Below are 26,525 nucleotides of genomic sequence, written 5' to 3' on the forward strand. Positions count from 1 at the left end.
ACGTGGCTAAAGGAAAGATTAAAGCGAGTAGAATCCCGGCGGCGGGTAGCCAAATCGTCGCCGGAACGCCCAACCCTACCACTTCAACACTTAGCTTTTCTTTCCAGTACATTGACCCCGCGCACGCTAAGTTTGGTTTCGCAGGACAGGCGGCCGCTTACTTTTGCAAAGTACTGGAGCGCCTTAAAGACATATCGAGTCTGACGCCGCTTGAGTTTACGACAAACCGAAATGCGGCTCTCAAATCGCACTGTATCGAGTGGAAAACTACCTCTGAGCCTGACGGCTTTACTCACCTTAACGAGCAGTTCCAGAGCTATACGCCTTATCAGTTCGCCATATCTCGCAATGAGCACGGGCGTATACACGGCTTTTTCATTGGCAATGTGTTCTACGTAGTATGGCTCGATCCCAACCACCAGCTTTACCCCGGCGAATAGTCAACCCATTGTTTATTCCGAAAACTGCCAATGGCGTGAGTCGGATTCAATCCATATGTGGGCAAAACAACGTTAAACGCGGTTGAGAGATACCGATTTTTCGGGGGGGGGGGGGGGATTACCCCATCATGAGGAAAATCAACAAAGTCCAGCTTTGGACTGTAAGCCGGATTTGGCTCACGAGAGGGGAGTAACTGAAGGTTACGAGGATTACCCTCTACGCGAGCAGGCTCACACCACAGAAAGGTAAATACGATGAAATATCCAACCGTATCAGTAAACGGTGTTTCTGTTCGCGTTGACGATGAAGGTCGCTACAATCTTAACGATCTCCATGCGGCTGCGGTCGCAAACGGAGAGGCTACAGAGCAGCAGCGCCCAAGTCAGTTTTTACGTAGCGCTCAGATTAAGCGTTTCATAAAAGCACTAAAAGCCAAAGTGCAAAAAAGCACTCTGGAACAAATTCAACCACTTAAAGTCGAAAAAGACTTCCGTATATGGATGCTGGCTCTGGCGGAAAAAGTATCTGGCGTGAAAGTCGGCGACTGCTATTCCAGCCCTTTGGGGCTGGTTTTTTTAAGCCTTATGACTACGAAGCATCGTACAGAAAGGACAGTTGCAGCCACTTACCGGGCTGGCAGTACAGGACCCGATATTGACTGCCTGTGATGTTCCGGCCTGTTGTCGACCGTAAAAATTGTTGGTGATATTGTCGGCGAGAGTTTCTGCCTGCATGGAACTCGCTGCGCTTGTAGCGACAGGTTGTGATACGAAAGCGAGTGCGTTGTATGAAGTGAGGACGAGAGATACAGCCATAATGCTTTTTATTTTCATATTCCAGATCTCAAGCATGGGATGAGAAGCGACATTGCTCATATTATAGGCTTTATCAAAGTATGCAAAATACCGGGTTAAATATTTCGTAAACCAATAACAAAGATTTTTCCCTCTAGGAGATTAAGCTCATGTTAAATCGTGATGATATAGAAGTAACAGTCATTAGCCTTGCCACAAAACAGGGACTGAGCCTGAATGGAAAAGATTTATTGGATATTCGCACACAGGTAGCGACAGCTCTGGCCGCCAAAAAACGGCACCGACAACGGATGATGGCACCGGCCTACCAATGGAAGAAGCCGGATAATCCGCGGCGCTAAAAGATACGCGCATACTCGCCATCTATAGCACCTTTCGCGCCTTCCCTGTCACGCATCACCGAGATGGACCCCGGAAGGCCGTAGCGGACAACGGTAGCGGTCGTCTCGCCACCCATGACGATGCTCCTTGCCTCCCGGCTCCGGTATCTCTCCAGTAACCCGTCTTTCACCATTGCTTCCAGCGTTCGCCTGGTGGACTCGAGCCAGTGCCGGTTATCGTTGATGCCCGTTCCATACAGCAGGTATGCCACACCAGATACATCGAGTGGAGGCGCACCGATCTCGCGCGTCACCCATTCCCGGTTATCCGGCTCAAAGTAGCTGAGTATCGTCTTTTTGCGGCTGGTCAGTCTCATGGTGGGAGATTCCTTAATATAGGATAGTGCTATCATACATTAATTAAAGGGGAAGGTGTTATTCTTATTGTATGACACCACTCTCATGCAATAGCAACCTCTGGCTATCTGCAGCGTACCACCAGCAAAACCATTATAAGAAAGTGGTTATAGATAAAAAGGTTAAGGATTGCTATAACAAATCTCCGCTCATTCCTCTGGAGGTAACATGGCCATTTCAGCTCGTAATCAGCTCGTCGGAATAGTGAACTCAACCGAACACGGTGCCGTTAACGATGAAGTCGAATTAACACTGGCAGGCGGCGCGAAGCTGATTGCTATCGTCACCTCTGGCAGCAAAGATGTGCTGGGGCTGGTGCCGGGTAAAGAAGCCATCGCGCTGATCAAGGCTCCCTGGGTTACACTGGCGACTGAAGATTGCGGCCTTAAATTCTCTGCCCGCAATCAGTTCGCAGGTGAGGTGAGCAAGGTAACGGAAGGTGCGGTAAATGCGACCGTTCACGTAAAAGCCGATGCCGGTTTTGAAATCGTGGCAGTGATCACCAATGAAAGCTGTGAAGCGTTACAGCTGGCTGAGGGGGTTCGCGTGTTAGCACTGATCAAAGCCTCTTCCGTTCTCATTGCTACGCGTACGTAGGCCTGCTTAACGCTTCTACCTGGGTGGCTTAATTTGCAACCGGCCTCGCACAAGCGGGGCTTTTTTGTATCCGCACCCTAATAGGTTCTTGAGCGAATGTGTACGAGCTGAAAAAGGCGGTGACCGAGTCCGGCTGGCTGAGCGATTCAAAGGTGAAGATTCTCTGCGCTAAAACGCTGGTGGTCGCCAATACTGATGCGGGCGATGACATGCTGGAAACGGCCTCGACTGTACTGCTGAAAAACCTGAGCCGGGTGCTCGGCACGAACGGTAAGTAACCATGATGCGCAGGCTGCGTTACTGGCGCTGTTTGCCGTTCTGCTGCTCGTAGCCTGGCGCTTGGTCGGCATGCTGATGGACATGGTGCTGCTGGCGTTTATCGTTGCTGTGCTGGTGCTTTTTATTGGCCGCTCATTCAAAAAACACAGTAACCCGTAGTGATGAATGGCTGAAAAACCAGCCATTCATCATCATTCATACTATCTAGCTACTAATACTTCTTTTTAAAGGTGTCTTTGTATCTCTTCCGTTCTTTGAGATAGGAAACTAGAAAACCCACAGCAACCAAGAGAAGAACTACAGCTAACGCTATCATCGCTATGCCAGTCATGTGAGTGAAACCTCTGAAAAAATATGGACATTATTGTTTTTGTGGGTCGTAGCGTATGGGGTTTATAAGAAAAATCCTAACGAATAATTCCTTTAGATTTGATAGTTTTGTATTAGATTTTATCATTTATATTGAAATGATTTTACATGCATTAATTTGGCGGAATCTGACGTATCATAGGGTCTCCGCAAGAAGTATATTGACTAAGTGAATGTCGCGTGGCTAATGTATCGCCGTGGTGAATCCCCCTATGCGGAGGGGCGATCAGCGATTATTGTGATTCTGTCCGCGGGTCATGCGTGCTGTAGCTGGCTCACTGGGAGGCACCCGGCGCCACAACCAATATAAAGATGATGATAGCCGGAAGGCCTGCTTCGGTGGGCCTTTTCTTTGGGCGAAAAAAACCGCTCAGAGAGAGTTAAATCAGCGAGCGCATTAAAGTGATATGCAAAATTAAGCACCTGACGAGTTAAGTCAGGCTGCACGATAATCTTACCACCCTTAAAGAAGTAAATTCGAATAACAGGCTATGCATTTGCGTGGCCTTTTCTATTTCTATTTTTGGCCGCCAGGACGCCACTCACTCAGTGGGTTGTCGTAAATCAATCTGGTGGCCACTCCCCATACAGGGCTCACCGACGGCGGCTCATAACCCACCCGTCGCGCGAACATGTGTGATTACTGATACCCCATTAACCGCCAATACGAGCACATTCTGATGGGCGAAAAATATGGCCGCAGTGTGCGCATACCAAAGGTTTATCTTTGCGCAACATTACCGATTTCTGATTTGTTGTCTGGGAGCATCGGGGACATCTGACCTCTACCGGGCGCTCTTTGAAATGTCTGAGTCCGCTGGAATATGACATGGCGATAACTCCTCTATGGGGAAATAACCCAGTTATACACAATCATTTTTACAGTAATGATCGCTGAGTGGGGCTCCGGTCTTTCAAACCTAACAAATCCTGCCGGACGGTTGAGATTTGTTGAGGCCTGGCTGTTATGGTTTGTTATGCCCTGCCAGGGAAAGTCGGAGGCCGGTACTTCAGAGTGCGTAGTGCGTAACGAGGTACGCAAGACCGGTACGCAGGTACGCAAAGCGGTACGCAAAAAACAAAGTGCGTACCAGCGAAAAGCCCGTCAGATCTGGTGGTACGCAAAAAAGTACGCAGCAAAAAGCTGATGAGGTTTCCAGCGAGGTTTCCACTTACTGGAAAGTTTCCACTGGAAACCTGGTATGCGTACTGCGCAGTAAATTGCGAATTGCGCAGTTTGTAAAATCACTGCGCAAACAGGCCTGTAACCCGCACCACCACTGGTATTTACTGGTGATGATTCGCAAAATTTGTGCGCAATTCGCAGATTTAATGCCAAGAAATGCCAGGGTTTCAGCGTTCAATTGCGCAATAATTTGTATCGGAATGTACCGTTTATGCCGCGGAGAGACGAACCTGAATGAAAAAACCTGACCAACAATCAAGATCCGGATGGGGTGGAAAGCGTACCGGCGCTGGGGCACCCTACGGCAACACGAACGCGGTAAAGCATGGTGAGCGCAGTCGACGGGCATTCTTCCCACTGGAAGATTGTGAAAACTTTCCACAAAAAGATTGCGAGAGTCTCTCCCCACTGGAAACCAACCGCGTTAGAAACCTCCTTTTGGCCGAGAGGTTCGGACAGTTGCTAAAAGCTAACCCGGAGCCAGAAACGGAACAATGGCGTGAAATGACGCTGATTCATGGGCTGATGGGACTGCATACCGATGAGATAATGAGGCTGGAACTGATGAAAGCGAAGGCTGTCCGTGCCTATGTAAAACGGGAGTTGCAAAGGATTAGGAAGCGAAGTGTTTCGGATGCGTGATTTGCCGGCTGGTGGTGAAAATTCTGGACAGTTCTGGACGGATGGGGAATATGGCGACGTTAAAGGCTGAGTGCAAAATATTTATTGTCCAATCCATTGCGTGCTACGAAACGCCTTCTCAGGTCGTGGAGTCTGTAAGGGATAAATTTGGCATTGAAATCACCCGCCAGCAGGTCGAATCACACGACCCGACGAAGGTCAGCAGTAAGGGGCTGGCTCAAAAATGGGTAGACATATTCAACGATACCCGCGAGCGCTTCCAAAAAGAAACCTCAGACATTCCGATCGCCAACAAGGCCTATCGTCTGCGCGTCCTCGACAGAATGGCTGCAGACGCCGAGAGAATGAAGAACTACGGAATGACGGCCGATATTCTCGAACAGGCAGCGAAAGAGGTTGGCGGAATGTACACTAGTAAGGTGAAAACATAAAAAACCGGTTAAAGCGCCGACCCTCTGAGATCAGGCATAACGTACACTATTCTTCAACATCAAATTGAGTGTAATCAGAGGGTTTTAACTCAGTTGTTAAGTTAACCGATATATCTTGTTTTTTATTCGAATTACCATCTTGTACAGTAAAGATAACCAGTATATTTTACAGGGATGAGTACGCTTCGGAGTGCGGTTAAAGTGACTAATTATCAACGACGTCAGGCGATCATTGCGCACTCAATTGATGTAATCGCTGACATGGTCATCTGGCTGGATAAAGATGGAAGATATATTTTTGTCAACAAAGCCGCAACTGAGCTTCTTGAATATTCCTCAGATGAACTCCTTAGCTTAAAAGTCTGGGATATCGACCCTCTTTTTTCTGAAGAAAAATGGTATGCTCACTGGCGTGAGCTTGAGGAAAAAAAATCGTTAAGAATTGAGACTGTAAACAGAAAAAAATCGGGACAGGATATCCCTATAGAAGTTACAGCAAGCATGGTTTTTTTCGGAAGTGAGAAATATAATTGTTCAGTTGTCAGGAATATTTCAGAACATAAGCGAGCAGAAAAAGAGTTACGGTCATTGAATGAAATGATATTCCATTTAAGTATCACTGATGGGCTGACAGGTATATCAAATCGCCGCTATTTTGATGAGGTGTTTATACGCGAGATCAAGAGACATTCACGCGCCTCGGCTCCTCTATCTGTCGTTCTGTTAGATGTTGATTATTTTAAAGAATACAATGATCATTATGGACATGTTGCGGGAGATGAGTGCTTGCAAAAAATTGGACAAGCTCTTGCTGATATAATTAAAAGGCCCGGAGATCTTGTTGCTCGTTACGGTGGTGAGGAGTTTGCTTTTATTCTTCCTGAAACATCGGAGGATGGGGTCAGGGAACTGGCAAAAGAAATAAAAAAGCGTATTAATTCCTTGAGTATTAGTCATGTTTTTTCGCCAGAGACGGGATGTATCACATGCAGTCTTGGTGTTCTTACTATCCTTACCCCTGGACTCTCTCCAAGAGAAATATTAAATACTGTCGATCAGCTACTTTACAATTCAAAACGAGCGGGAAGAAACAGAATCTCTTGTGGTGTGAGATAGGCAAGTAATGGAAAATGATGATATGAATATCTTGGCGAGGGGAAGTTAAGCTATTCGAGATAACGCGAAGGGAAATGCTCTCTAAACGACTATAACTTAATGGTATTTCAGAGAAAAAATAATATGTGCCATTGTCACAATGTGGTTATTGTCCTGAGGTTCCCCCATGTTTCAGTTAAAGATTTCTCTACGTGACAGCAGACCTCCGATATGGCGGCGGGTGCTGGTTCCTGAGCAAACGCCATTAAGCACCCTTCATCGGGTGATCCAGCTGTCCTTTGGCTGGAATAATGAGCATCTGTATATGTTTGAGAAAGGGTGCAAGGGCTCGTCCAGCAATGACTATCGTGTATGGGGCGAAGAAGATGAGTGCATGGGTAACGCGACAGTTACGCCGCTATGGTCAACCCTCCAGAGCGAAGGCGATAAGCTGATTTATACATATGACTTTGGCGACTGGTGGGACTTTTCGGTGCTGCTGGAAAAGCAGACGCACGATACCAGTCAGCAGCCGATACGCTGCCTGGGCGGCAAAGGTACTACCCCTGTAGAAAATTCCGGCGGCTTATCTGGCTACACAGAGATGTTGTTACAGTCCATCGACGCAGAAAATACAGTTCAGGCTGGGCTCCATCGCTTTCTTATGCAGGATATTGATAATCGCCGTTACGATCTGAGTATTATCAACAGCAGATTGCAGGCCCTTGACCCATCCTGAATGCCCTGTGAATTTACAAGTGGGGCATGCTGGCGTATTCAGTTTATGTCAGGGACCCACCAGCATAGATCTGTATATGTGCATCAAATCCGGGCAACAACTTAAAATGTCTGACAGCCCATTCACGGGGGCGGACTACCTTTTCTGGGAGGTATCCTCTCTTGGTTGTTAAAGATCAATATTGACTAGTTTTTCAACGCATACTTTGGATGTTCATCTACTGCTCGGAGAGAGCCAAATGAACATCAAATTAGTCACGATTTCCGTACTCGCTGCTGCTTTCGTCTTTATGACAGATATGGCCATCGCCAAATCGAACCAGTTAACTGACGACCAGGTTAAGCAAAGAATCATCGACGATTCTGTAGCATCGTACCCCGGCACCTGCGCCTGTCCTTTCAATACGGCGCGGAACGGCAGCTCATGTGGCCGCCGCAGCGCTTGGAGCAAAGCGGGAGGCTATTCACCCATCTGCTACAAGAAAGAGGTCACGAAAGATATGGTCAAAGAATGGCGTCAGCAGAATCAGTAACGGTAATTACCTGCTGAACGTGTGATTTTGCTGTCTGAAACGTCGTGAATGTTGGTTCAATCCGCTAAATGTTGGTTCAAAATCGGGTGCTGTTGGTTCACTTTTTTTGACATAATTCATATAAAACAATGGTGTTTACAAATTGAACCAACTGAACTGACTGAACCAACATAGTTTCGTATATATACGGAGAAATTTTTCCGGACATAAAGTTTTACGCAATTTCGGGCTTATGGGCATTCTTTTGTCCGGGTGGTTCCTTAGCAGCCTATAAGTATCAGCCTCTGACGGATAGCCACCAGCCATAACTGAATGCGGCGTCGCCCTAGCGAGGATCGAATGTGTATAGGAATGTGTATAGAATTGGTTTTTTAAAGTCTTGGTTTGGCTCTATTCTTGGTCTTTCTGCATTTTGTTCTACTCCCTTCGCCGCTCCAGATCTCTCCGCCTGACGGAGAAGCCTTAAAACCTTTCTCTATCGGTAACTTAAATAACCCTCTGTTTTGTCTCCTGTAGGCTCTACCATTGTGATCCGTCCTTAGCCACTGTCACGCTAAGTTATAGGGTGAGATGACAGTAAAACTCAGCCTTGGCGGCAGTCGCATTCTCACACAGCCCAAAGAAAACGCCTTAAGTATTTTTCTGTAGGAAATAAAAAGGCTCTTCCGAGCCTTTTTACATAAAAATTATCCATAATTCATTGATATTGTTGTTTATTACTTATATTTTCGCACTGAACGCAATAAGGTAACGTTGTGTGCATGGAAATAACGGTACTATCCAGATACATCACAGGTACGCATAGTCAGTTCTGTTTTAAAGACAACTTTATACAACCGGCTTTCTATGTTTATACGAGTCAGGTTTTTTCCAGAGTGCTTCCAGTTCCTCCAGAGTTTTACCCTTAGTTTCTGGGACGAATTTCCACATGAACAGCGCGGCCAGAATCCCCATAACACCATAAACCCAGTATGCGAATCCGTTGTTGAAATGAGTTTGTAGGTAGGTGGACTTCGCCATCATCGGGAATGTCCAGCTTACGAAATAGTTCGCTATCCATTGTGCGGCTACCGCAATAGCCAGTGCCTTTGAGCGAATACGGTTCGGGAAAATTTCCGCCAGCAGAACCCAACAGACTGGCCCCCAGCTCACCGCAAACATGGCAACATACAGCAGCATAGCGAAGAGTGCGACACCGCCAGCCCAGTGAGCATAAAACGCCGTACCCAGCAGCAACATCCCGAAAGCCATCCCCAGCGCTCCGATGATCTGCAGTGGCTTACGCCCAAATTTATCCACAGTCATAATAGCAATCACCGTGAACAGCAGATTGATAATGCCAACAATGATTGTTTGCAGCAACGCTGTATCCTGGCTTGAACCAATTTCTTTAAAAACTTCTGGCGCATAATACAGCACCACATTGATCCCCACGAACTGCTGGAATATCGACAGCATCACGCCAATTACAACAATGGCAATACCAAAGGAAAAGAGAGGGGCCGATTGTACGGTATTGACGCTTACTGATTTCACCACATTCTTAAATTCAGCCTGACCCGCAACTTTACCCAACAGTTTTTCCAGAATAGCGGACGCCTGAGCATTCTGACCACGGGTTGCCAGCCAGCGTGGACTTTCCGGTACGGTAAATAACAGCGCAAAGAAGATCAGTGAAGGTATTGCCCCGGAAAGGAACATATAACGCCAACCCATGGTATCCAGCCACTCCGGCGTACCGCTGCGGGCAATGAAATAGTTAACACAGTAAACCAATAGCTGACCAAATATAATAGCGAACTGGTTAAAAGAAACGAGCCTGCCGCGTATATTAGCTGGTGCTATCTCCGCAATATACATCGGTGAAATCATCGAGGCTATCCCAACCCCAATACCGCCGATAATACGATAAATAACAAACGTACTTACATAGTCACTCAGATAAGTTGGTACGCCTGCCGTACTATCGATCGCGTGATGCCCTATTTCTGGAAATGATGACCCAAGTGCGGAAATAAAGAATAAAAGACCAGCAACCATTAATGATCTTTTTCGGCCAAACTTACTGCTTAATATTCCGGCCAGCCCACCACCAATAATACAACCAATTAATGCACTGGCAACACAAAAACCTAACAATGAGTTAGCGGCCCCTTCAGCCAAATTCCGGGGTACAACAAAAACATTGTTAAGCGATCCGACTGTGCCAGAAATTACTGCCGTATCATAGCCAAACAGCAGTCCTCCGAGGGTGGCGACTAACGTGACACCCAGCGTGTACGAGTTCATTTTTGTGCTCATATTTAATCCTGTAGGGCGGAAAGATCTCAGCCAAATAAATCTATTTGTGGTTCAGAGCATTAACGGATAATCCGCTGATATTTATCAGCGGATTATCCTGTTTTATAAAGCTGGATTAACTGAAAATATAAGCGTTAACGAGATTTTCCATTGCTTCCTGATGACCGCTGGTGTGTTGCGGACGGAAGTTTTCTGTTTCGGCAAATTCCGCCAGCTGGGACAGACTCATACCACCAGAAAGGATTTTTTGTCCCAGTTCCTGATTCCATCCGGCATAACGGGCGATGACAGACTGCTCAAGCGCGCCATCCTGGAGCATTCGGGCCGCGATTTTCAGAGATAAAGCCATGGTGTCCATCGCGCCAATATGGCCGAGGAACAGATCGTATTTATCTGTGCTTTGACGACGGACTTTAGCGTCAAAGTTCAGTCCACCGGTGGTGAATCCTCCCGCTTTCAGTATTTCATACATGACCAGTGCATTTTCTTCGACGCTATTCGGGAACTGGTCAGTATCCCATCCCAGTTGAGGATCGCCACGGTTAGCATCAACGGAACCAAATATCCCCAGCGCAATGGCAGAGGCAATTTCGTGGTGGAAGGAATGCCCGGCAAGTGTGGCATGATTGGCCTCAATATTTACCCGGATTTCATCCTCCAGCCCGAATTGTTTCAGGAACCCGTAAACCGTCGCCACATCGTAATCATATTGATGTTTGGTTGGTTCCTGAGGTTTGGGCTCAATCAGTAGTGTCCCGGTAAAACCCGTTTTATATTTATGCTCAACAACCATTTGCATAAAACGACCAATCTGCTCACGCTCCTGGCGTAAGTTTGTGTTCAGTAGGCTTTCATAGCCCTCACGGCCTCCCCACAGCACATAGTTTTCACCGCCGAGCCGTTTTGTAGCATCCATAGCATGAGCAACCTGAGTCGCAGCGACCGCAAACACTTCAGGATTTGGATTTGTTGCCGCACCTGCCGCATAGCGTGGGTTAGAGAATGCGTTAGCCGTTCCCCAAAGCAGCTTCAGGCCCGTTTCTTCCTGTTTCTGGGCCAGAATATCTGTCATGACCGCCAGGTTCTGGCGATATTCGCTGAGACTATTGCCCTCTGGTGAAACATCCGTATCATGGAAGCAATAAAAAGGCACATTCAATTTTTTGAAGAATTCAAAGGCGACATCGGCTTTTAATTTCGCCATTTCCAGCGCATTACCAGGCTTCTGCCAGGGGCGGTCGAATGCCCCCAGACCAAACATATCCTGCCCATTCCAGCAGAAATTATGCCAGTAGCAGGCGGCAAAGCGCAGATGATCTCTCATACTTTTACCGAGGATGATCTCATCCGGATTGTAATGACGGAAAGCAAGAGGATTATATTTTCCAGTACCTTCGAATTTAATTTGTTCAACTTCAGGGAAATATGACATTGGTTAGTCTCCAGTTTAGTTTTGATATCCCTGATATAGACACCTCTCACTTTATCATACAATTGAGTTTTTTCGCATCTCGATTATAAAAATGAGTTACCGTGATATTCGTCACATTTCCTCTGATTTAAATATATTTGTTAATTAAGATTAAATACGTATTGACCACATCCTGTCATTAATTTAATTAAGTAAACTGAGTGTTAATTTCATCCGGTGAGTGTTTTTTATGTAACAAAATATATTAATCATGGCTGTTTTATTAAATCATAAGAAATAGCCGGCGTGAAAGCTGGCTACGCCATTTATAATGGTGAGGCATTCAGGTAGATTGTGGTTGAGTAGCTCGCCCCATTAGTGAAGCGATATATGTTGCCTTTCACGTTCAGGTGAATAGCGCCATCACTTATGTCTACCTTTGCGCTTGCGTCAGATGTTGATAAAAAGGCGTGATACTTATCTCCCACACCTTTCAGGAAAGCGTCTTTGCTAACCTCTGGAGGGACTAAATAAAACTGGTACACAAAGTTTGTCGTAGCACCTGCGCTGCCCTCTGTAATGTATAGTGACACCTTAGAATTGATTTTCTCAACCTTATAAACAGTCTGAATGACTGGAGAGTTGAGCACCTTATACACACCGTAGCAAGCCATGATACCCATCAGTACCGCAACCCACCTAAAAATCCGAACGTTTCGCATCGTCTATACCTGCCCTGATGAATATGAACTTATGGCGGCAAGAAGAAAGGTTTTATAAACCGTATAGTTTTATCTTTCGGTATAACGTGGCAATACTGATCCCCAGTTCGGTCGCAGCTTGTTTTTTCCCCTCCACGCCGGGACTAAATCTTTGTAAAGCCGCTTCAATAACCTTCCTTTCTGCTTGCCTTCCCTGGTTGGCTAGTTGCCCGGACTGCGCAGCCATTATGGATTTTCTGCCATCGTCCGCAGTGAGTAGATAAGGGGGAAGGTGGCTGGCGTTGATTCCAGCGGCTTCCCCGCGCATTACAAAAATATATTCTATGACGTTGCGTAATTCACGGATATTACCCGGCCAGTGCCAGGCATAGAGGCGGTTAATAACGTCATCAGGGAGTTTTTGCCTTGGCCGCTGGTAACTTACTGAGAACTCATCGGCAAAATATTGGGCGAGGACTGCGATATCAGCCCGTCGTTCCCGCAGAGAAGGAAGAACCAGAGGGACTACGTTAAGACGATAGAAAAGATCTTCGCGAAACTGATTATTTTCCACCATCGCGCTAATGTTTTTATTGGTCGCGGCAATAATACGCACATCAATATTGATAGTGTTATTCGAACCAACGCGGGTAATAGCCTTTTCCTGCAAAACCCTGAGTAGCTTGGCCTGCAGGTGCAGCGGCATATCGCCGATCTCATCCAGAAACAGACTGCCCCCGTTAGCCAGTTCAAATTTTCCAATTCGCCCTTTAGGATCTGCGCCGCTGAACGCGCCGCGGACGTAACCAAACAGTTCGCTTTCCAGCAGTTGCTCGGGGATGGCGGCGCAGTTAATTGTTACGAATGGGGCGGTTTTACGTGGACTGTTCTGGTGAATGGCAAATGCTACTACCTCTTTCCCTGAACCGCTTTCCCCGGTAATCAGCACGCTGGCGCAACTGTTGGCGATTTTGCCAATGGTGCTTCTGAGCTGTTCCATTGACGGAGAGTGGCCAATCAGCCGCACCTGCGTATCGGACTCATAAGGGGACGTGGTGATGGTACTCAGATAGTCGTGCGCATCCCGAAAGATAACCATGGTTAACCGATCGTTGTCTGACGAGGAGAGCGAAATTTGCTTGCACAGTACATGGTGTTTTTGGCCTTCAAGCGTCAGCCACGCTTCCTCATCGCCATACAAAATGTCCCCGGTTGTTTCGATGGTTAATGGCAATCCCTGAACGTCCCGGTTGAGGATACGATCGGCTGAATGGTTGGCATGCCAGATTCGGCCATTGCCATCAATCGCGACGACACCGCGATCCATGGCATCAATCAGACGACGGAATGCGCCGAGTGTTTCCTGTGCGCGCAAACGTTCGAGACACTCAAAGACCTTACTGGAGATCATTACGGCAATTTGCTCAATAAAAGTGACAAATTTATCGATTTGGCTTAGTAACGTGTCTCGCTGTGCCTGGGTTGAGCAAATAATTCCGATCACCCCGATGACGCGATTGTTGAGAAAAATCGGGGCATTCAAATCCAGCATTTCAGAACAATAGTGATGTTTTTCACAGCGCTGACACAGAGGATGTTCGCCAGGATTTTTGATGAGTACCGTTTCTCGTACCTGTAAAACATGACGATAGATGTAGCCATTTTGTGCCACGTTCTTATTAAGCATGTGCCGGTATTTACCCGTACCGGCGATGCGCATTAAAGATTCATCAATGATTTCTACATCTGTCCCGGTTATGCCAGAAATAGCGTCGGCATAATTGCAGATATCATCCTGAATATTACTGAGCACTGAAATCATAGTACGTCTCCGACAGGTGGCATTTCTCAAATAAAATGATAAATAGGCGAGTTAAGGCAAAATTGATTTGCGAAAAATCAATCTATCGTTCTGTTTTTGGCCGCTTTTTTTGTTTTATCTTCAGCGGTCACATAAATTCTCATTCATGAGAATTTATCAAGGTGAGGCGATAAATTAACGACGGTTGATTTTTTCTGGTAATTATTTTTTTGTTCAATTCATTGAGGTAAAAGGTTTTTTAAGGGGTGTTTTTACTTTCTAAAAAACTGGTAAGGATTTTGCATTTCAGGAATGCCGATATCGGAAATATCGCGGTACCAGACCCATGACAGGGAATGAAATACCAGGACAATGAGGTTTATGATGCAGGAAAACTTATCATTTTTTATCAACCGGACACCGTTTACCCGGCAGCCCAGCGCGCCGCTAGCGCCGTTTAGTCGCCAGGAACTGGAAAAGGCGTTGAATTTTCATCGCTCGATTCCGGGTTATGCGCCGACTCCGCTCTATTCGCTACCGGCGCTTTCAAAAAGACTGGGCGTTAAAAATATTTACCTCAAAGATGAATCTCAGCGTTTTGGCTTAAAAGCCTTTAAAGCGCTGGGGGGCGCCTATGCGATGGCGTGTCACATCGCGGAATTAGTGGGGAAAGATATCAGCGAGCTGCCGTTTGCGGTCATGACCAGTGAGGAAGTCCGTCATGACCTGAAGACCGTCACGTTTGCCACCACCACCGATGGAAACCACGGTCGTGGCGTGGCGTGGATGGCGCGCCAGTTGAAGCAACATGCCGTGGTTTACATGCCGAAGGGATCTTCTCAGCAACGTCTGGCGTCGATCCGCAATGAAGGGGCAACGGCTGACATCGTCGATATGAACTATGACGATGCCGTGCGTATGACTGCCGAACAGGCGGAAAAACACGGCTGGATTGTGGTCCAGGACACCGCATGGGAAGGGTATGAAAAGATCCCGCTGTGGATTATGCAGGGCTATGGCACGTTGATGCTGGAGGCGATAGACCAGCTCCATCAGGTTGCCCCTACTCACGTTTTTGTTCAGGCGGGCGTAGGGTCGTTTGCCGGAATGGTTCAGGGAATGGTGACGGCTGCCTGGGGGGAAAACCGCCCGAAAGTGATCGTCGCTGAAGCGTTAATTGCCGATTGCCTCTACCAGTCGGCACTGGCGAAAGAGGGGGATGCTGTGGCGGTAGGCGGCGATTTGCAGACGGTGATGGCCGGTCTCGCCTGTGGCGAAGCGAACAGCATCGGCTGGAAACTGCTGCGCGACTATGCCACCGCATTCGCCTCCTGTCCTGATGATGTCGCCGCGCTCGGTATGCGCATGCTGGGCAATCCGTTAGCGGGCGATCCGCGGATTGTTTCCGGAGAGTCTGGCGCAGTGACCACCGGTCTTCTGGCACTACTGATGACCTCTCCTGCGCTGACGCAAACCCGTGAACAACTGGGGCTCGACGAACATTCCCGCGTGTTGCTGATTAGTACCGAAGGCGATACCGACCCGCAGCAATATCTTGATATTGTCTGGGGCGGTCAGTATCCGGTCATCCACCAGTCACTTCCTGATTGAGAGTGATAACGGAGAAACACCATGCTATCTGCAAATCGTTATGAAGAAGTGGTTAAAAACTGCCGGGCATTGATCCAGCAGAAAAGTTATTCCGGCCAGGAAGGGAACGTGGTTAATGCCATAAAAATCATGATGCAGCATTACCAGTTCGATGACATTCATGTCGATAAGTACGGCAATATCGTTGGTGGCATCGTGGGCAATCAGCCGGGGAAAACGCTGGTTCTCGATGGTCATATTGATACAGTGCCGGTGAATGAGGAGAAGTGGACCCGGGACCCCTACGGCGGCGATATCGAAAATGGCAAAATGTATGGCCGTGGCACAACGGACATGAAAGGCGCGGTAGCGGCGATGATCTCAGCCGTTGGTTTTTTCGCTCAGGACAATCAGCGTAACTTCGCCGGAAAAATTTACGTCGCCTGTATCGTCCATGAAGAGTGCTTTGAAGGCATTGCCGCCCGTCTGGTCAGTGAACGCTATAAGCCTGACTACGTCATCATTGGGGAAGCTTCCGAATTAAACCTGAAAATTGGTCAGCGTGGTCGCGCTGAAATTGTGGTTGAAACATTGGGTAAACCCGCGCATTCCGCCAACCCGCAGGCCGGAATTAACGCGGTGTACACCATGGCGCGGCTGATCGACAAAATCCGCACTATCACTCCGCCAACGCATCCGGTGCTCGGCCCCGGCATCCTGGAACTGACCGACATTAAATCTTCGCCCTATCCAGGCGCATCGGTGGTGCCGGATTACTGCCGCGCAACCTACGATCGCCGTTTGCTGGTGGGGGAAAGCAAAGAAAGCGTGCTGGCCCCGCTGGAAAATGCGCTTGCAGAGTTTATTGCGCAAGATCCGCAGTTTAAAGCCCGCGTGTCCTATGCGGTGGGTCATGAGTCTTGCTATACCGGAGCCACCATCGAGGGCGAACGCTTCTTTCCTGGCTGGGTGTATGAAGAGTCCGATGAATTCGTGCAGGCCGTGCTGGCTGGCGTTCGTGAGGCTGGATTTGATCCGACCATCACTCAGTATTCCTTTTGCACTAATGGCAGCCACTACGCGGGCGAAGCGGGGATCAAGACTGTTGGCTTCGGACCTTCGCGTGAAAACCTGGCGCATACCATTGATGAGTATATTGAGATCGATCAGTTAACCGGTTCGGCCAGCGGCTATTACAGCATCATCCAGACACTCTATCGCCAATAAAAATAAAGATAACAACCTCTTACCTTACAAGCCGTGTTGTGAAGCGACACGGCTATGGAGAATAACGATGAAAACCATTTTTAAAAACGGAAAGGTCATCGACGGGACGGGCAAGCCAGGCACCATTACCGATGTAATGGTTGATGAAGGACGTATTGTCGCAATAGGTCACATTGACGCAGGTATTAATGAACAGATAATTGATGCGACAGGAAAAATTATTTGCCCTGGCTTTATCGATACCCACACACACTCAGATCTGTCGGCCATTATTCATCCCGCGCTGTCGGCGAAAATTCGTCAGGGTATTACTACGGAACTGCTGGGGCAGGATGGCGTCGCGTTGGCGCCGTTGCCTGAAACATATATTCCGGCCTGGCGTAAAAATATTGCCGGACTGGATGGTGATACCGATAAAATCGACTGGAAATATAAAAACACGGACGGTTATCTCAACCTGTTGGCATCCCGCCACCCGGCGACCAATCTGGCATATCTGGTTCCGCACGGTAATGTGCGCATGGAAGCGATGGGGCTGGATGGGCGCCCCTCCACCCGTGAAGATGTGGCGAAGATGTGTGAAGTGCTGGAGCGTGAGTTAAAGGCCGGTGCGTTTGGTCTGTCCACCGGTCTTATCTATATGCCCTGCGCCTTTGGCGATACCGCCGAAATGATCGCGCTGTGCAAGGTGACGGCGAAGTATGACGGGATCTTTGTGGTACACCAGCGCAGTGAAGCTGACGACATCATCAATTCAACGCAAGAGCTTATCGATATCGCTAAAGCTACCGGCGTCTGGCTGCATATTTCGCATATGAAAGTCTGCGGTAAGAAAAACTGGGGGCTCATCGACCAGATGCTGGGCATGCTGGAGCAGGCGCAGGAAGAGGGGATTCGTATCTCTTACGACCAGTATCCTTATGTGGCAGGCAGCACCATGCTTGGTGTGATCCTGCCGCCCTGGGTTCACTCCGGCGGCACTGACAAATTACTTGAGCGTCTGGCCTCGCCTGAACTGCGCGCCAAAATGATCGAGGACATTCAGCAAGGTATTGCAGGGTGGGATAACTTTATTGACTTTGCTGGCCTGGAGCAGATTTTTGTCACCAGCGTGAAAACGGCAAAGAATCAGGATGCCGTGGGCCTGAATCTTATTCAGTTGGGGGAATTACGCGGTAAAGATCCGTACAACGCCACCTTTGATCTGCTCTTTGAAGAAGAAAACGCCGTGGGGATGGTCGATTTCTACGGGACTGAAGAGCACGTGATTAAGTTTCTCTGCCGGCCAGAGCAGAACGTCTGTACTGACGGTTTAATGGGGGCAGGCAAACCCCATCCACGTGTGTTTGGCGCATTCCCTCGCGTCCTGGGTAAATATGTGCGCGAGGAAGGGTGCCTGAGTTGGGAAGCGGCAATTCGCAAGATGACAGGTAAACCCGCTGAGGTGTTGGGTCTGCAAGATCGCGGACTGCTTAAAGTCGGGTATGCGGCGGATATTGTGATGTTCGATCCCGACACCATTGCGGATAAGGGAACGTTTGTTGAGCCAAATCAGTATCCGGAAGGTATTGAAGTCGTGATGGTCAATGGACGTATTGCCTTAATTAATGGCACAGAAAGTTACGCCTGTAGCGGTACGGTTATTAGAAAACAATATCAATAAATAACGCTAAACACGCATTGATCTGCCGCGATCATAAATGGTTGCGGGAGATCGCTACACCCTAAGGACATCACAATGAACCTACAAACATCTTTACCTTCAGGTAAACCAAAGACCTGGAAAGCAAGATATACCGTCCTGACCTTGATCTGGCTGGCGTGGCTGCTCTCTTTCCTCGACAGAATGGTCATGAGCGTTTCGTTGCCCTATATCGGCAAAGATTTAAATCTTGATACAACGCAGCAGGGCTTAATTATTAGCGCCTTTTTTATTGGTTATGCCGCGTTTCAAATTCCCGGCGGGTTGCTGGCGGATAAATTTGGCTCGCGTAAAATTATGGCCATTGGTATCGCCTGGTGGTCCGTTTTTACCAGCTTAACCGGCGCGGTGCTGACGTTGCCACTGATGCTGGCCGTACGTTTTTTCTTTGGTATCGGTGAAGGGTGCTTCCCGTCGGCATCCTGGAAGATGATTTCGACCTACTTCCCGTCGAAAGAGCGTGGCCGCGCCACGGCGATTCAGTCTACGGTAAATACCTTAGGCCCGGCGCTGGCGGTTGTGGTTGCGGCGAGCATTATCGGAGCGTTTGGTTGGCACATGGTCTTTATTGTGCTGGGTATTCCGGGGCTGTTTATTGCTGCGGGTATCTACTTGTTTACGCGAGACAACCCGAAAGATCATCCTGCTATCACGCAACAGGATCTGGTGGAGTTGGCCGCTGACGATCGGGGCAGTTTACAAGACACCAGCGCTATTGCGTTTAAAGACGTGCTGAAAATGCCGGTGCTTTGGCAGATGGCTGGTATCTGGTTTTTGTTTGATATTACCTTCTGGGGATTTTCAACCTGGTTACCAAGCTACCTGATTACCGTTCGTGAGTTCTCGTTAGCCAAAACCGGTGTGATGGCGGCAATCCCCTTCCTGTTTGGCGCAGGTGGAACATTGTTAGGCGGATATTGCTCAGACAAATTCAAACCTCAGCGTAAAACTTTATATGTTGTGACCTCAGTTATTGCCGCGGGTTTCCTCTACCTGACCTTCAGCGTGAGCAGCGCGGATATGGCGGTGGTTTATCAGTGCGTTTCAGCTCTGTTCATGTTCTTCGCCATGGCCACTTTCTGGGGCATTTTGATGGATACCATCCCCAGCAATATCATGGGGCGGGCGTCTGGTATCGTTAACTTTGGCGGTCAGATGGCGGGGGTTGTTTCAGCACCGATCATCGGCTGGCTGATCCAAACCAGCGGTGGAAGCTACAACAGCGCATTTATCTTTATGATCGCCGCTCTGCTATGTTCTGCGCTAGTCACGCTGACAGTGAAAAGTTCACATGCCGTAAGCGCATTACCCAGTAAAGCCTGATTAACGTTTCTCTCCTGTGGCAATGCTGTTCCACTGCCACAGGAGACTGACGGGCAAAACCACGGCTCTTCTCGACAAATCGCCATCTGAAACCCGGGTACAGTAGGGGCGATGTTGCCCATTCCGGAAACTTATTTTGCCCCGCGGGAGCCCGTTATCATGTTCAGCCATATGCGAATTGCCCGACCCGTCACCAACCTTGAACGTACCTGCGCCCTCTATACTCAAGGGCTGGAGCTCATGCGAATCGCGGACTTCGTCAATCATGCCGGCTTTAGCGGGGTCATGGTGGGCCGTCCGGAGCTGGCCTGGCATATCGAGTTCACCCACTGTCATGAACATCCGCGACAGCCTGCGCCGACCGATGAAGACCTGCTCGTGCTGTATTACCCCGATAAAGCCGACTGGCAGCGGGCGTGCGCCAGAATGACGGCGGCGGGTTTTCGGGCGCTGAGTTCGTTTAACCCCTACTGGGATATCAATGGCAACACTTTTGTCGATGATGACGGCTATCGGGTGGTGCTTCAGAACCGGGAGTGGCCATAGACTGGGGGCCCAGGACAGCGCGGCGGTTCAGCGCGGCCCTGTCCGCAGGCAAGGGCGGGCAGAACCCAATGCGCGGAGTACGGTATTTGTTATTCTGCACCGCGTCAGGTTATTGAAGAGATTGAGAAATGGAGTCGTTTATAGCCGTCGCCTGCGTCATATGGCTTCTGTCCGGCTCGCCGCCGTTTGCGTACGCGAGCATCACGCGGTGACTAAATCATCAAGAGCGTGATTTATCGAGACTTTCCCCTGTCGTGAAGACCAACCTCGTATTTACCCTACTTTTTATCGCGTTTTATCCGCGACGCATGCTATCCATGAGTATGAATGTGTATTTTATTAAGTTGTTGTTTATAAACAAATAATACTATGCATTGTTATCATTTGAGATGTCAATCACATTTTGTTGTCAGCCAACTTTAAATCTATAAAAGTAGACGTTTGTCGACTTTTCATCTAAAAGATGGGGGTAAGGGGCTAGACAAAACCAGATGCTGGTTATCAAATGGTTAAAAAACATCATGCCCCATGTAAATGATTGGCCAGTGTAAAAATGGCTAACACGCTTTCCGCGGTCTCTCTGTGCTGCGGTGCACCTTATCTGGAGAAGTTATGCATTCCTCTGTGAATAAAAATGAAAGCCGGACCTTCTTTGGTCATCCTTATCCGCTGGGTTCGTTGTTCTTTACCGAAATGTGGGAGCGATTCTCGTTTTACGGTATTCGTCCCCTGTTGATTCTGTTTATGGCCGCCACGGTTTACGACGGCGGAATGGGACTGGCGCGTGAAAATGCCTCGGCGATCGTCGGTATCTTCGCCGGCAGTATGTACCTCGCGGCATTGCCGGGCGGCTGGCTGGCGGATAACTGGCTGGGCCAGCAAAAGGCGGTCTGGTACGGGTCGATTCTCATCGCGTTGGGTCATCTGTCGATTGCCCTGTCAGCGGTGCTGGGCGACAACCTGTTCTTTATCGGGCTGATGTTCATCGTGCTGGGATCGGGTCTGTTCAAAACCTGCATCTCGGTTATGGTCGGCACGCTGTACAAGAAAGGAGATGCGCGTCGTGACGGTGGATTCTCACTGTTCTACATGGGCATCAACATGGGGTCGTTCATCGCGCCGCTGATTTCCGGCTGGTTGATAAAATCACACGGCTGGCACTGGGGCTTTGGCATCGGCGGCATCGGGATGCTGGTGGCGCTGGTTATCTTCCGGGTCTTCGCGGTACCGGCGATGAAGCGTTACGACAGCGAAGTGGGCCTCGATTCAACCTGGAACAGTCCGGTGGCGAAGAAGAACGGCGTGGGTGCCTGGCTGCTGGCGCTGGCCGTGGGTGCCGCGGTGATTATCACGCTGATTGCGCAGGGCGTGATTGTGGTTAACCCTGTTGCCGTTGCCAGTATGCTGGTATACGTGATTGCCGCTTCGGTTGTTCTCTATTTTATCTATCTGTTTGCCTTCGCCGGACTGAGTCGCAAAGAGCGCGCCCGTCTGCTGGTGTGCTTTATTCTGCTGGTTTCCGCCGCCTTCTTCTGGTCGGCATTTGAACAGAAGCCGACCTCCTTCAACCTGTTCGCCAATGATTATACCAACCGTATGATCGGCAGCTTTGAGATCCCGGCGGTCTGGTTCCAGTCAATCAACGCGCTGTTTATTATTCTGCTGGCGCCGGTATTTAGCTGGGCATGGCCGGCGATGGCGCGTAATGGCGTCCGCCCGAGCAGCATCAGCAAATTCGTCATCGGCATTCTCTGCGCCGCAGCGGGCTTTGGCCTGATGATGCTGGCGGCACAGAACGTGCTGAACAACGGTGGGACCGGCGTATCACCATTCTGGCTGGTAGGCAGTATTCTGATGCTGACCCTGGGCGAGCTGTGCCTGAGCCCGATTGGCCTGGCGACCATGACGCTGCTGGCGCCGGAAAGAATGCGCGGCCAGATGATGGGGCTGTGGTTCTGCGCCAGTGCGCTGGGTAACCTGGCGGCTGGCCTGATCGGCGGCCATGTGAAGGCCGACCAGCTGGATATGCTGCCGGACCTCTTCGCGCGTTGTTCGATTGCGCTGCTGATCTGCGCCGCCGTACTTTGCGTGCTGATCGTACCGGTGCGTCGGATGCTGGAAAACACCCAGGACAAAGCCGCACAGAAACCGCTGACCCAAGCCTGACGGCAACGGAAAGCGACACTCTGCAGGCTGGCGCGTGATGCGCCAGCTTTTTTTCGCCTGCAGTTTAACGGCAAATAGCCATCTGCCAGCGCGAGGAGGCACGCGCTCAGGGGAGGTCAGCGGTTGTGTAATAAGAAGAGGGCGGGAAAACGGGCCGTCTGTCTGAGATGACCCGCAGCGGGCATTAACGATAAACAATCCCGCCATCGATCAGGATCGACTGGCCGGTAACATAGTCGGAATCCGGGCCGGCCAGATAAGAGACCAGGCTCGCCACATCGTCCGGCGTTTCCGCACGGCCGAGCGCAATCCCTTCAACATATTTTTTATAGGTCTCGCCGACCGGCGCACCGGTAATTTCGGCAAAACGCTTATCGATTTCGGTCCACATGCCGGTCCCCACAATCCCCGGACAGTAGGCGTTCACGGTGATCCCGCGGCTGGCGTACTCTTTCGCCGCCGCCTGGGTCAGGGCGCGAACGGCAAATTTAGTGGCGGAATAGATCCCCAGCAGAGCAAAACCGTCGTGGCCGGCAATGGAGCAGGCGTTGATAATTTTGCCGTTTTGCTTACGGTCGATGAATTTTTTCGCCGCGGCCTGGATGCCCCATAGCGTCCCCTGAACGTTGATACGCATGATGCGATCGACCTCTTCAGGCGTCACGTCGGCGAGCGCCTGCACCTGGGCAATCCCCGCGTTGTTGACGATGATATCAAAACCACCCAGCTCTTTTTCTGCCTGGTCAATGGCGGCATACACCTGGTCACGTTCGGCAATATTCGCCACAAAGGTGGCGGCCTTACGACCCAGCGCTTCAACTTCGGCGGCAACCGCCGCAATCCCTTCCGGGTTCACGTCGACGAGCATTAACGACGCACCCTCTTTGGCCAGACGTAAAGCAATACCGCGGCCAATGCCTTGACCGGCACCGGTGACTAAAGCAACTTTATTTTCGATAGCCATTTCTGTACACACCTTGTACTGATTAAGAAACGATGGATGCCTGATGGAGAAAGGTTCGCTGTACGCAGGCGCAGACCTGGCGTATCGCCCATCGGTGGCAAAGGATAAAACTACTTTATAGGTATGGATAAACGTGGCCTACCCCCCGGTTGGGGGGGATAATGGCGTATGCATGGGATGAGGAGGTCATGGCGCTATGGAATTGTTACCCCCGACGGATGACGCATTGAGCGGATTTGTGCATCAAGAACCGTTCCGCCTTGCGCGCACCTTGCCGCTTATTGCGACTCGCTTTACGCCGCCGCGTTCGCCGGGGGTATTGCAGCCGCGTGAACGTCTGCTGCAGCGGCTGGACGCCGCGCTCGCCAGCACGCTGACGCTGGTATGCGCCCCCGCCGGGTTCGGCAAAACCACGCTGCTGGCCCAGTGGTATCAGCATCGACAGCAGCAGGGCGATTCGCTGGCGTGGCTGAGCATTGACGAAGATGACAGTACGCCCTTGCTGTTTATGCGCTATCTGCAGGCGGCGCTGCGGCCGCTCTGGCAAGCGGAGAAGGTTCTGCCGGAGGGCGCTCCCGGAGACGACTTCCGGCTGTTTCTCGCCGGGCTCGTCAACCAGCTGCATGATTATCCGGCTCCGCTGTCTCTGATTCTCGATGATTATCAGAATATCGCCCACCCGGAGATTCATGATGGTATGAACTGGCTGCTGAACCACGCGCCGCCGTCTCTGCATCTGATTATTGCCAGTCGCAGCCAGCCGCCCCTGGCGCTGAGCCGTCTGCACATGCAGGATCGGCTGGTGGAGATCGATGATCATGCGCTGCGGTTTAATGTCGCGGAGGCCAGAACCTATTTTTCAACCTCGATCTCCCCGGCGCCGGACCCGCAGGAGATCCCGCGCCTGATTGCCCGCACGGAGGGGTGGGTTGCCGGTATGAAAATGGCGGCTTTAGCAAGCGGCAGCGCCCGTTATTGCCCGACCGACGGCAAGCTGAATACCACCTCCCGCGCGCTCTCCCGCTATCTGGAAGAGGTGATCTTTGCGCCATTGCCCGCCGGGGTGTTGGACTTTCTTCTGCGCACCTCAATACTCAACCGCCTGCATCCGTCGCTGTGCGATGCCGTGACCGGGAAACGCAACGGAGAAGCCATGCTGGCGTGGATAGCCCGGCACAATCTGTTTCTCTCCGCTCTTGATACGGACGGGTTCTGGTTCCGTTACCACCCACTGATGCGTGAAGCGCTGCTGTATCGTCTGCAGCACAGTGCGCAGGTGGATATCCGTGTGTTGCATGAACAGGCCAGCAACTGGTTTGCCGGCCAGCAGCTGTGGGCGGAGGCGATTCGCCATGCGCTGGAAGGCGGAAAAACGGGCGCCGGGCATGCGGAAGCCGGCGTGCAGTCACTGGCGGAAGAGGGCGATATCGAGACGATGGTGCGCTGGATCCGCTATCTGCCGGCCAATCTGGACCCTTCCCGTATCGAGCTACAAACCAATCTCGCCTGGGCGCTCGCGCACCGCTTTCGCTTTCACGATGCCCGCCAACTGCTGGACGCCATTGAGTCGCTGGCGGTCGCCAACCGCAGCGAGATTGCCCACAGTTCATGGGTGAAGCTCCGCGTCGTCCGGGCTATCTGCGAAGCCTTCGCCGACAATATTGCCCGGAGCATTGCTATCGTGGAACCGCTGCTGCATGAGGTGCCCTGCGGCGATATCTGGGTGGATGGTCTGGTATGCAATATTCTCAGCTACTGCCATCTGGCGAACGCCCGGCCACAGCAGGCGCTGGATGTCCAGCAGCGGGTATCGGGCGTGCGGGTGGCGAACCGTAATCTGTTCGTGGAGGTCTACCGGGCGTTTGTCATGGCCCAGGGATACCTGCGCCAGGGCAATCTGGCCGAAGCGCAGCGGCAGGCGGAGCGAGCGCTACAGTATGCCGAACAGCAGACCGGTCCTCACTCCAGCAGCGGTGCCACCCTGGCGCCGATTCTGGCCGAAATCGCCTGGGAGCAGGGGGAGGTGCAGCGCATCCCCACTCTGCTGACGCTACGTCTTGAGACGATCGATAACTTTTGCCCACCGGATGGGTTTAGCCGCTGTTACATCGTGCTGGCGAAGCTGGCGCAACGTCATGGGCAGACGGATGAGATGACATCGCTGTTGCTGCATGCCGAAGGTCTGGCGGTTCAGCGCGGATGGCTGCGGGCGCAGGCGCCGCTGCTGGCTGAGCGTATTGCCAATGCGCTCCACGTCGGCGATCGCGCGGTGGCCGACAGTTTGCTTCGTCGCCTGCAGGGGCTGTCCCCCGGCGCGGAGAAAAATGATGTGGTGAGCGCCTGTTTAACCCTCAGTCACAGCCGGATGCTGATGGCCGGTGGACAACCGCTGGCGGCGGCGCGGCAGCTCGATACGCTGGCCGCTGAGCAGGAGCGCGGCGGCGAGTGGCTGTTTGCGGTACGCCTGCGGCTTATGCAGGCCATTGCCCTGTGGCGCGCCGGAGAACAGGAGCGGGCGGTAACGCTGGGGATCCCGACGCTGCGTCGCGCCTTTCAGCAGAAGCTGTGGCGCAGCCTGCTCGATGGCGGAGAGGAGATGGCCTCATTGCTGGCGGCAATTCAGCAACGCGGGGGGCACGATGAGGGCTTCAGCGAGGCGCTGGCGCAGCATCTCGCCAGATTCAGCGCGGCCGGAGTCCTGCCGCTGGCCAGCCGTCGGGCGCCCGCGCAGCTTCGCCTGACCGAGCGGGAGCAGCAGACGCTGGGGCTGATCGCCGAAGGCTACTCCAATAAAGAGATCGCCCGGGCCTTAGGAATTACTGCCGAAACCGTGAAATGGCATCTCAAACAGCTGTACGAAAAGCTACAGGTCAATGGTCGGATTCAGGCGTTGAATCGGGCGCGCGAGTGGCAGTTATTCGACTGACGCG

The 26,525-nt window shown here is 50.8% G+C and carries 25 protein-coding genes and 1 pseudogene; 18 read left to right on the forward strand and 8 right to left on the reverse strand.

Going from position 1 to position 26,525, the window contains the following annotated elements:
- Positions 1-2: 2 nt before the first annotated feature.
- The 3 genes from CWM52_RS26800 to CWM52_RS12045 all read left to right on the forward strand — a co-directional run bounded on the left by CWM52_RS26800 (position 3) and on the right by CWM52_RS12045 (position 1,597).
- On the forward strand, positions 3-440 hold the full coding sequence (locus CWM52_RS26800; protein WP_227507030.1) for a hypothetical protein: 438 nt from the start codon (positions 3-5) through the stop codon (positions 438-440).
- Positions 441-695: 255 nt separating this feature from the next.
- Complete coding sequence (locus CWM52_RS27130) at positions 696-1,109, forward strand: KilA-N domain-containing protein (RefSeq protein ID WP_416308806.1); 414 nt, start codon at positions 696-698, stop codon at positions 1,107-1,109.
- 296 nt (positions 1,110-1,405) lie between these two features.
- Positions 1,406-1,597 (forward strand): hypothetical protein, encoded by a 192-nt coding sequence (locus tag CWM52_RS12045; RefSeq protein WP_100684325.1) that lies wholly within the window; start codon positions 1,406-1,408, stop codon positions 1,595-1,597.
- Here CWM52_RS12045 and CWM52_RS12050 read toward each other — a convergent pair.
- Positions 1,594-1,953: a hypothetical protein gene (locus CWM52_RS12050; protein ID WP_100684326.1), complete on the reverse strand. Its 360-nt coding sequence runs from the start codon at positions 1,951-1,953 to the stop codon at positions 1,594-1,596. The genes CWM52_RS12045 and CWM52_RS12050 overlap by 4 nt on opposite strands.
- 208 nt (positions 1,954-2,161) lie before the next feature.
- Between CWM52_RS12050 and CWM52_RS12055 the strand changes: the two genes are divergently transcribed.
- Positions 2,162-2,590 (forward strand): TOBE domain-containing protein, encoded by a 429-nt coding sequence (locus CWM52_RS12055; protein WP_100684327.1) that lies wholly within the window; start codon positions 2,162-2,164, stop codon positions 2,588-2,590.
- 98 nt (positions 2,591-2,688) lie between these two features.
- Positions 2,689-2,868, forward strand: coding sequence for a hypothetical protein (locus tag CWM52_RS12060; RefSeq protein WP_100684328.1), 180 nt, complete (start codon positions 2,689-2,691; stop codon positions 2,866-2,868).
- A 212-nt stretch (positions 2,869-3,080) separates the two neighbouring features.
- Here CWM52_RS12060 and CWM52_RS27135 read toward each other — a convergent pair whose 3' ends face one another.
- Entirely contained in the window at positions 3,081-3,200 is a 120-nt protein-coding gene (locus CWM52_RS27135) for a small membrane protein (protein WP_165785388.1), read from the reverse strand.
- Between the two features lie 692 nt (positions 3,201-3,892).
- Positions 3,893-4,069 (reverse strand): YnfU family zinc-binding protein, encoded by a 177-nt coding sequence (locus CWM52_RS27140; protein WP_227521293.1) that lies wholly within the window; start codon positions 4,067-4,069, stop codon positions 3,893-3,895.
- A 252-nt stretch (positions 4,070-4,321) separates the two neighbouring features.
- On the opposite strand from CWM52_RS27140, the gene CWM52_RS26140 reads away from it, so the two are divergent.
- The 6 genes and pseudogenes from CWM52_RS26140 (at position 4,322) to CWM52_RS12085 (ending at position 7,863) form a co-directional block, all read left to right on the forward strand.
- Positions 4,322-4,672 (forward strand): hypothetical protein, encoded by a 351-nt coding sequence (locus CWM52_RS26140; protein ID WP_133121746.1) that lies wholly within the window; start codon positions 4,322-4,324, stop codon positions 4,670-4,672.
- Entirely contained in the window at positions 4,659-5,066 is a 408-nt protein-coding gene (locus CWM52_RS12065; protein WP_206057712.1) for a hypothetical protein, read from the forward strand. Before CWM52_RS26140 ends, CWM52_RS12065 begins: the two co-directional genes overlap by 14 nt.
- A gap of 50 nt (positions 5,067-5,116) precedes the next feature.
- Positions 5,117-5,491, forward strand: a pseudogene (locus CWM52_RS12070) (DUF2280 domain-containing protein); the annotation flags it as partial.
- A 207-nt stretch (positions 5,492-5,698) separates the two neighbouring features.
- Positions 5,699-6,613: a sensor domain-containing diguanylate cyclase gene (locus CWM52_RS12075; RefSeq protein WP_206057713.1), complete on the forward strand. Its 915-nt coding sequence runs from the start codon at positions 5,699-5,701 to the stop codon at positions 6,611-6,613.
- A gap of 166 nt (positions 6,614-6,779) precedes the next feature.
- Entirely contained in the window at positions 6,780-7,331 is a 552-nt protein-coding gene (locus CWM52_RS12080; protein ID WP_100684330.1) for a plasmid pRiA4b ORF-3 family protein, read from the forward strand.
- A 238-nt stretch (positions 7,332-7,569) separates the two neighbouring features.
- Positions 7,570-7,863 (forward strand): hypothetical protein, encoded by a 294-nt coding sequence (locus CWM52_RS12085; protein ID WP_100684331.1) that lies wholly within the window; start codon positions 7,570-7,572, stop codon positions 7,861-7,863.
- A gap of 828 nt (positions 7,864-8,691) precedes the next feature.
- Here CWM52_RS12085 and xylE read toward each other — a convergent pair.
- From xylE to CWM52_RS12105, 4 genes are all read right to left on the reverse strand, one after another.
- A complete protein-coding gene (xylE, locus tag CWM52_RS12090) occupies positions 8,692-10,164 on the reverse strand; it encodes a D-xylose transporter XylE (RefSeq protein ID WP_100684332.1) in 1,473 nt (490 codons plus the stop codon).
- 115 nt (positions 10,165-10,279) lie between these two features.
- The gene (xylA, locus tag CWM52_RS12095) at positions 10,280-11,596 is read right to left on the reverse strand and encodes a xylose isomerase (protein WP_100684333.1); all 1,317 of its coding nucleotides are present in this window, start codon (positions 11,594-11,596) and stop codon (positions 10,280-10,282) included.
- 305 nt (positions 11,597-11,901) lie between these two features.
- Complete coding sequence (locus tag CWM52_RS12100) at positions 11,902-12,297, reverse strand: hypothetical protein (protein ID WP_100684334.1); 396 nt, start codon at positions 12,295-12,297, stop codon at positions 11,902-11,904.
- 52 nt (positions 12,298-12,349) lie between these two features.
- Positions 12,350-14,098: a sigma-54 interaction domain-containing protein gene (locus tag CWM52_RS12105; RefSeq protein ID WP_100684335.1), complete on the reverse strand. Its 1,749-nt coding sequence runs from the start codon at positions 14,096-14,098 to the stop codon at positions 12,350-12,352.
- Positions 14,099-14,461: 363 nt separating this feature from the next.
- Between CWM52_RS12105 and dpaL the strand changes: the two genes are divergently transcribed.
- From dpaL to CWM52_RS12135, 6 genes are all read left to right on the forward strand, one after another.
- Complete coding sequence (gene dpaL / locus CWM52_RS12110; RefSeq protein ID WP_100684336.1) at positions 14,462-15,688, forward strand: diaminopropionate ammonia-lyase; 1,227 nt, start codon at positions 14,462-14,464, stop codon at positions 15,686-15,688.
- Positions 15,689-15,709: 21 nt separating this feature from the next.
- On the forward strand, positions 15,710-16,894 hold the full coding sequence (locus CWM52_RS12115) for a YgeY family selenium metabolism-linked hydrolase (protein ID WP_100684337.1): 1,185 nt from the start codon (positions 15,710-15,712) through the stop codon (positions 16,892-16,894).
- A gap of 67 nt (positions 16,895-16,961) precedes the next feature.
- Positions 16,962-18,557 (forward strand): N-acyl-D-amino-acid deacylase family protein, encoded by a 1,596-nt coding sequence (locus tag CWM52_RS12120; protein ID WP_100684338.1) that lies wholly within the window; start codon positions 16,962-16,964, stop codon positions 18,555-18,557.
- A gap of 75 nt (positions 18,558-18,632) precedes the next feature.
- Complete coding sequence (locus CWM52_RS12125) at positions 18,633-19,919, forward strand: MFS transporter (protein WP_100684339.1); 1,287 nt, start codon at positions 18,633-18,635, stop codon at positions 19,917-19,919.
- Between the two features lie 159 nt (positions 19,920-20,078).
- The gene (locus CWM52_RS12130) at positions 20,079-20,465 is read left to right on the forward strand and encodes a VOC family protein (protein ID WP_100684340.1); all 387 of its coding nucleotides are present in this window, start codon (positions 20,079-20,081) and stop codon (positions 20,463-20,465) included.
- A 612-nt stretch (positions 20,466-21,077) separates the two neighbouring features.
- A complete protein-coding gene (locus CWM52_RS12135) occupies positions 21,078-22,631 on the forward strand; it encodes a peptide MFS transporter (protein ID WP_100684341.1) in 1,554 nt (517 codons plus the stop codon).
- A 184-nt stretch (positions 22,632-22,815) separates the two neighbouring features.
- On the opposite strand, the gene CWM52_RS12140 is transcribed toward CWM52_RS12135, so the two are convergent.
- Positions 22,816-23,595, reverse strand: coding sequence for an acetoin reductase (locus tag CWM52_RS12140; RefSeq protein ID WP_100684342.1), 780 nt, complete (start codon positions 23,593-23,595; stop codon positions 22,816-22,818).
- Positions 23,596-23,791: 196 nt separating this feature from the next.
- On the opposite strand from CWM52_RS12140, the gene CWM52_RS12145 reads away from it, so the two are divergent.
- Entirely contained in the window at positions 23,792-26,521 is a 2,730-nt protein-coding gene (locus CWM52_RS12145; protein ID WP_100684343.1) for a LuxR C-terminal-related transcriptional regulator, read from the forward strand.
- Positions 26,522-26,525 lie beyond the last annotated feature (4 nt).

The sequence above is a fragment of the Raoultella sp. T31 genome (assembly GCF_002806725.1).
GTDB lineage: Bacteria > Pseudomonadota > Gammaproteobacteria > Enterobacterales > Enterobacteriaceae > Klebsiella > Klebsiella electrica.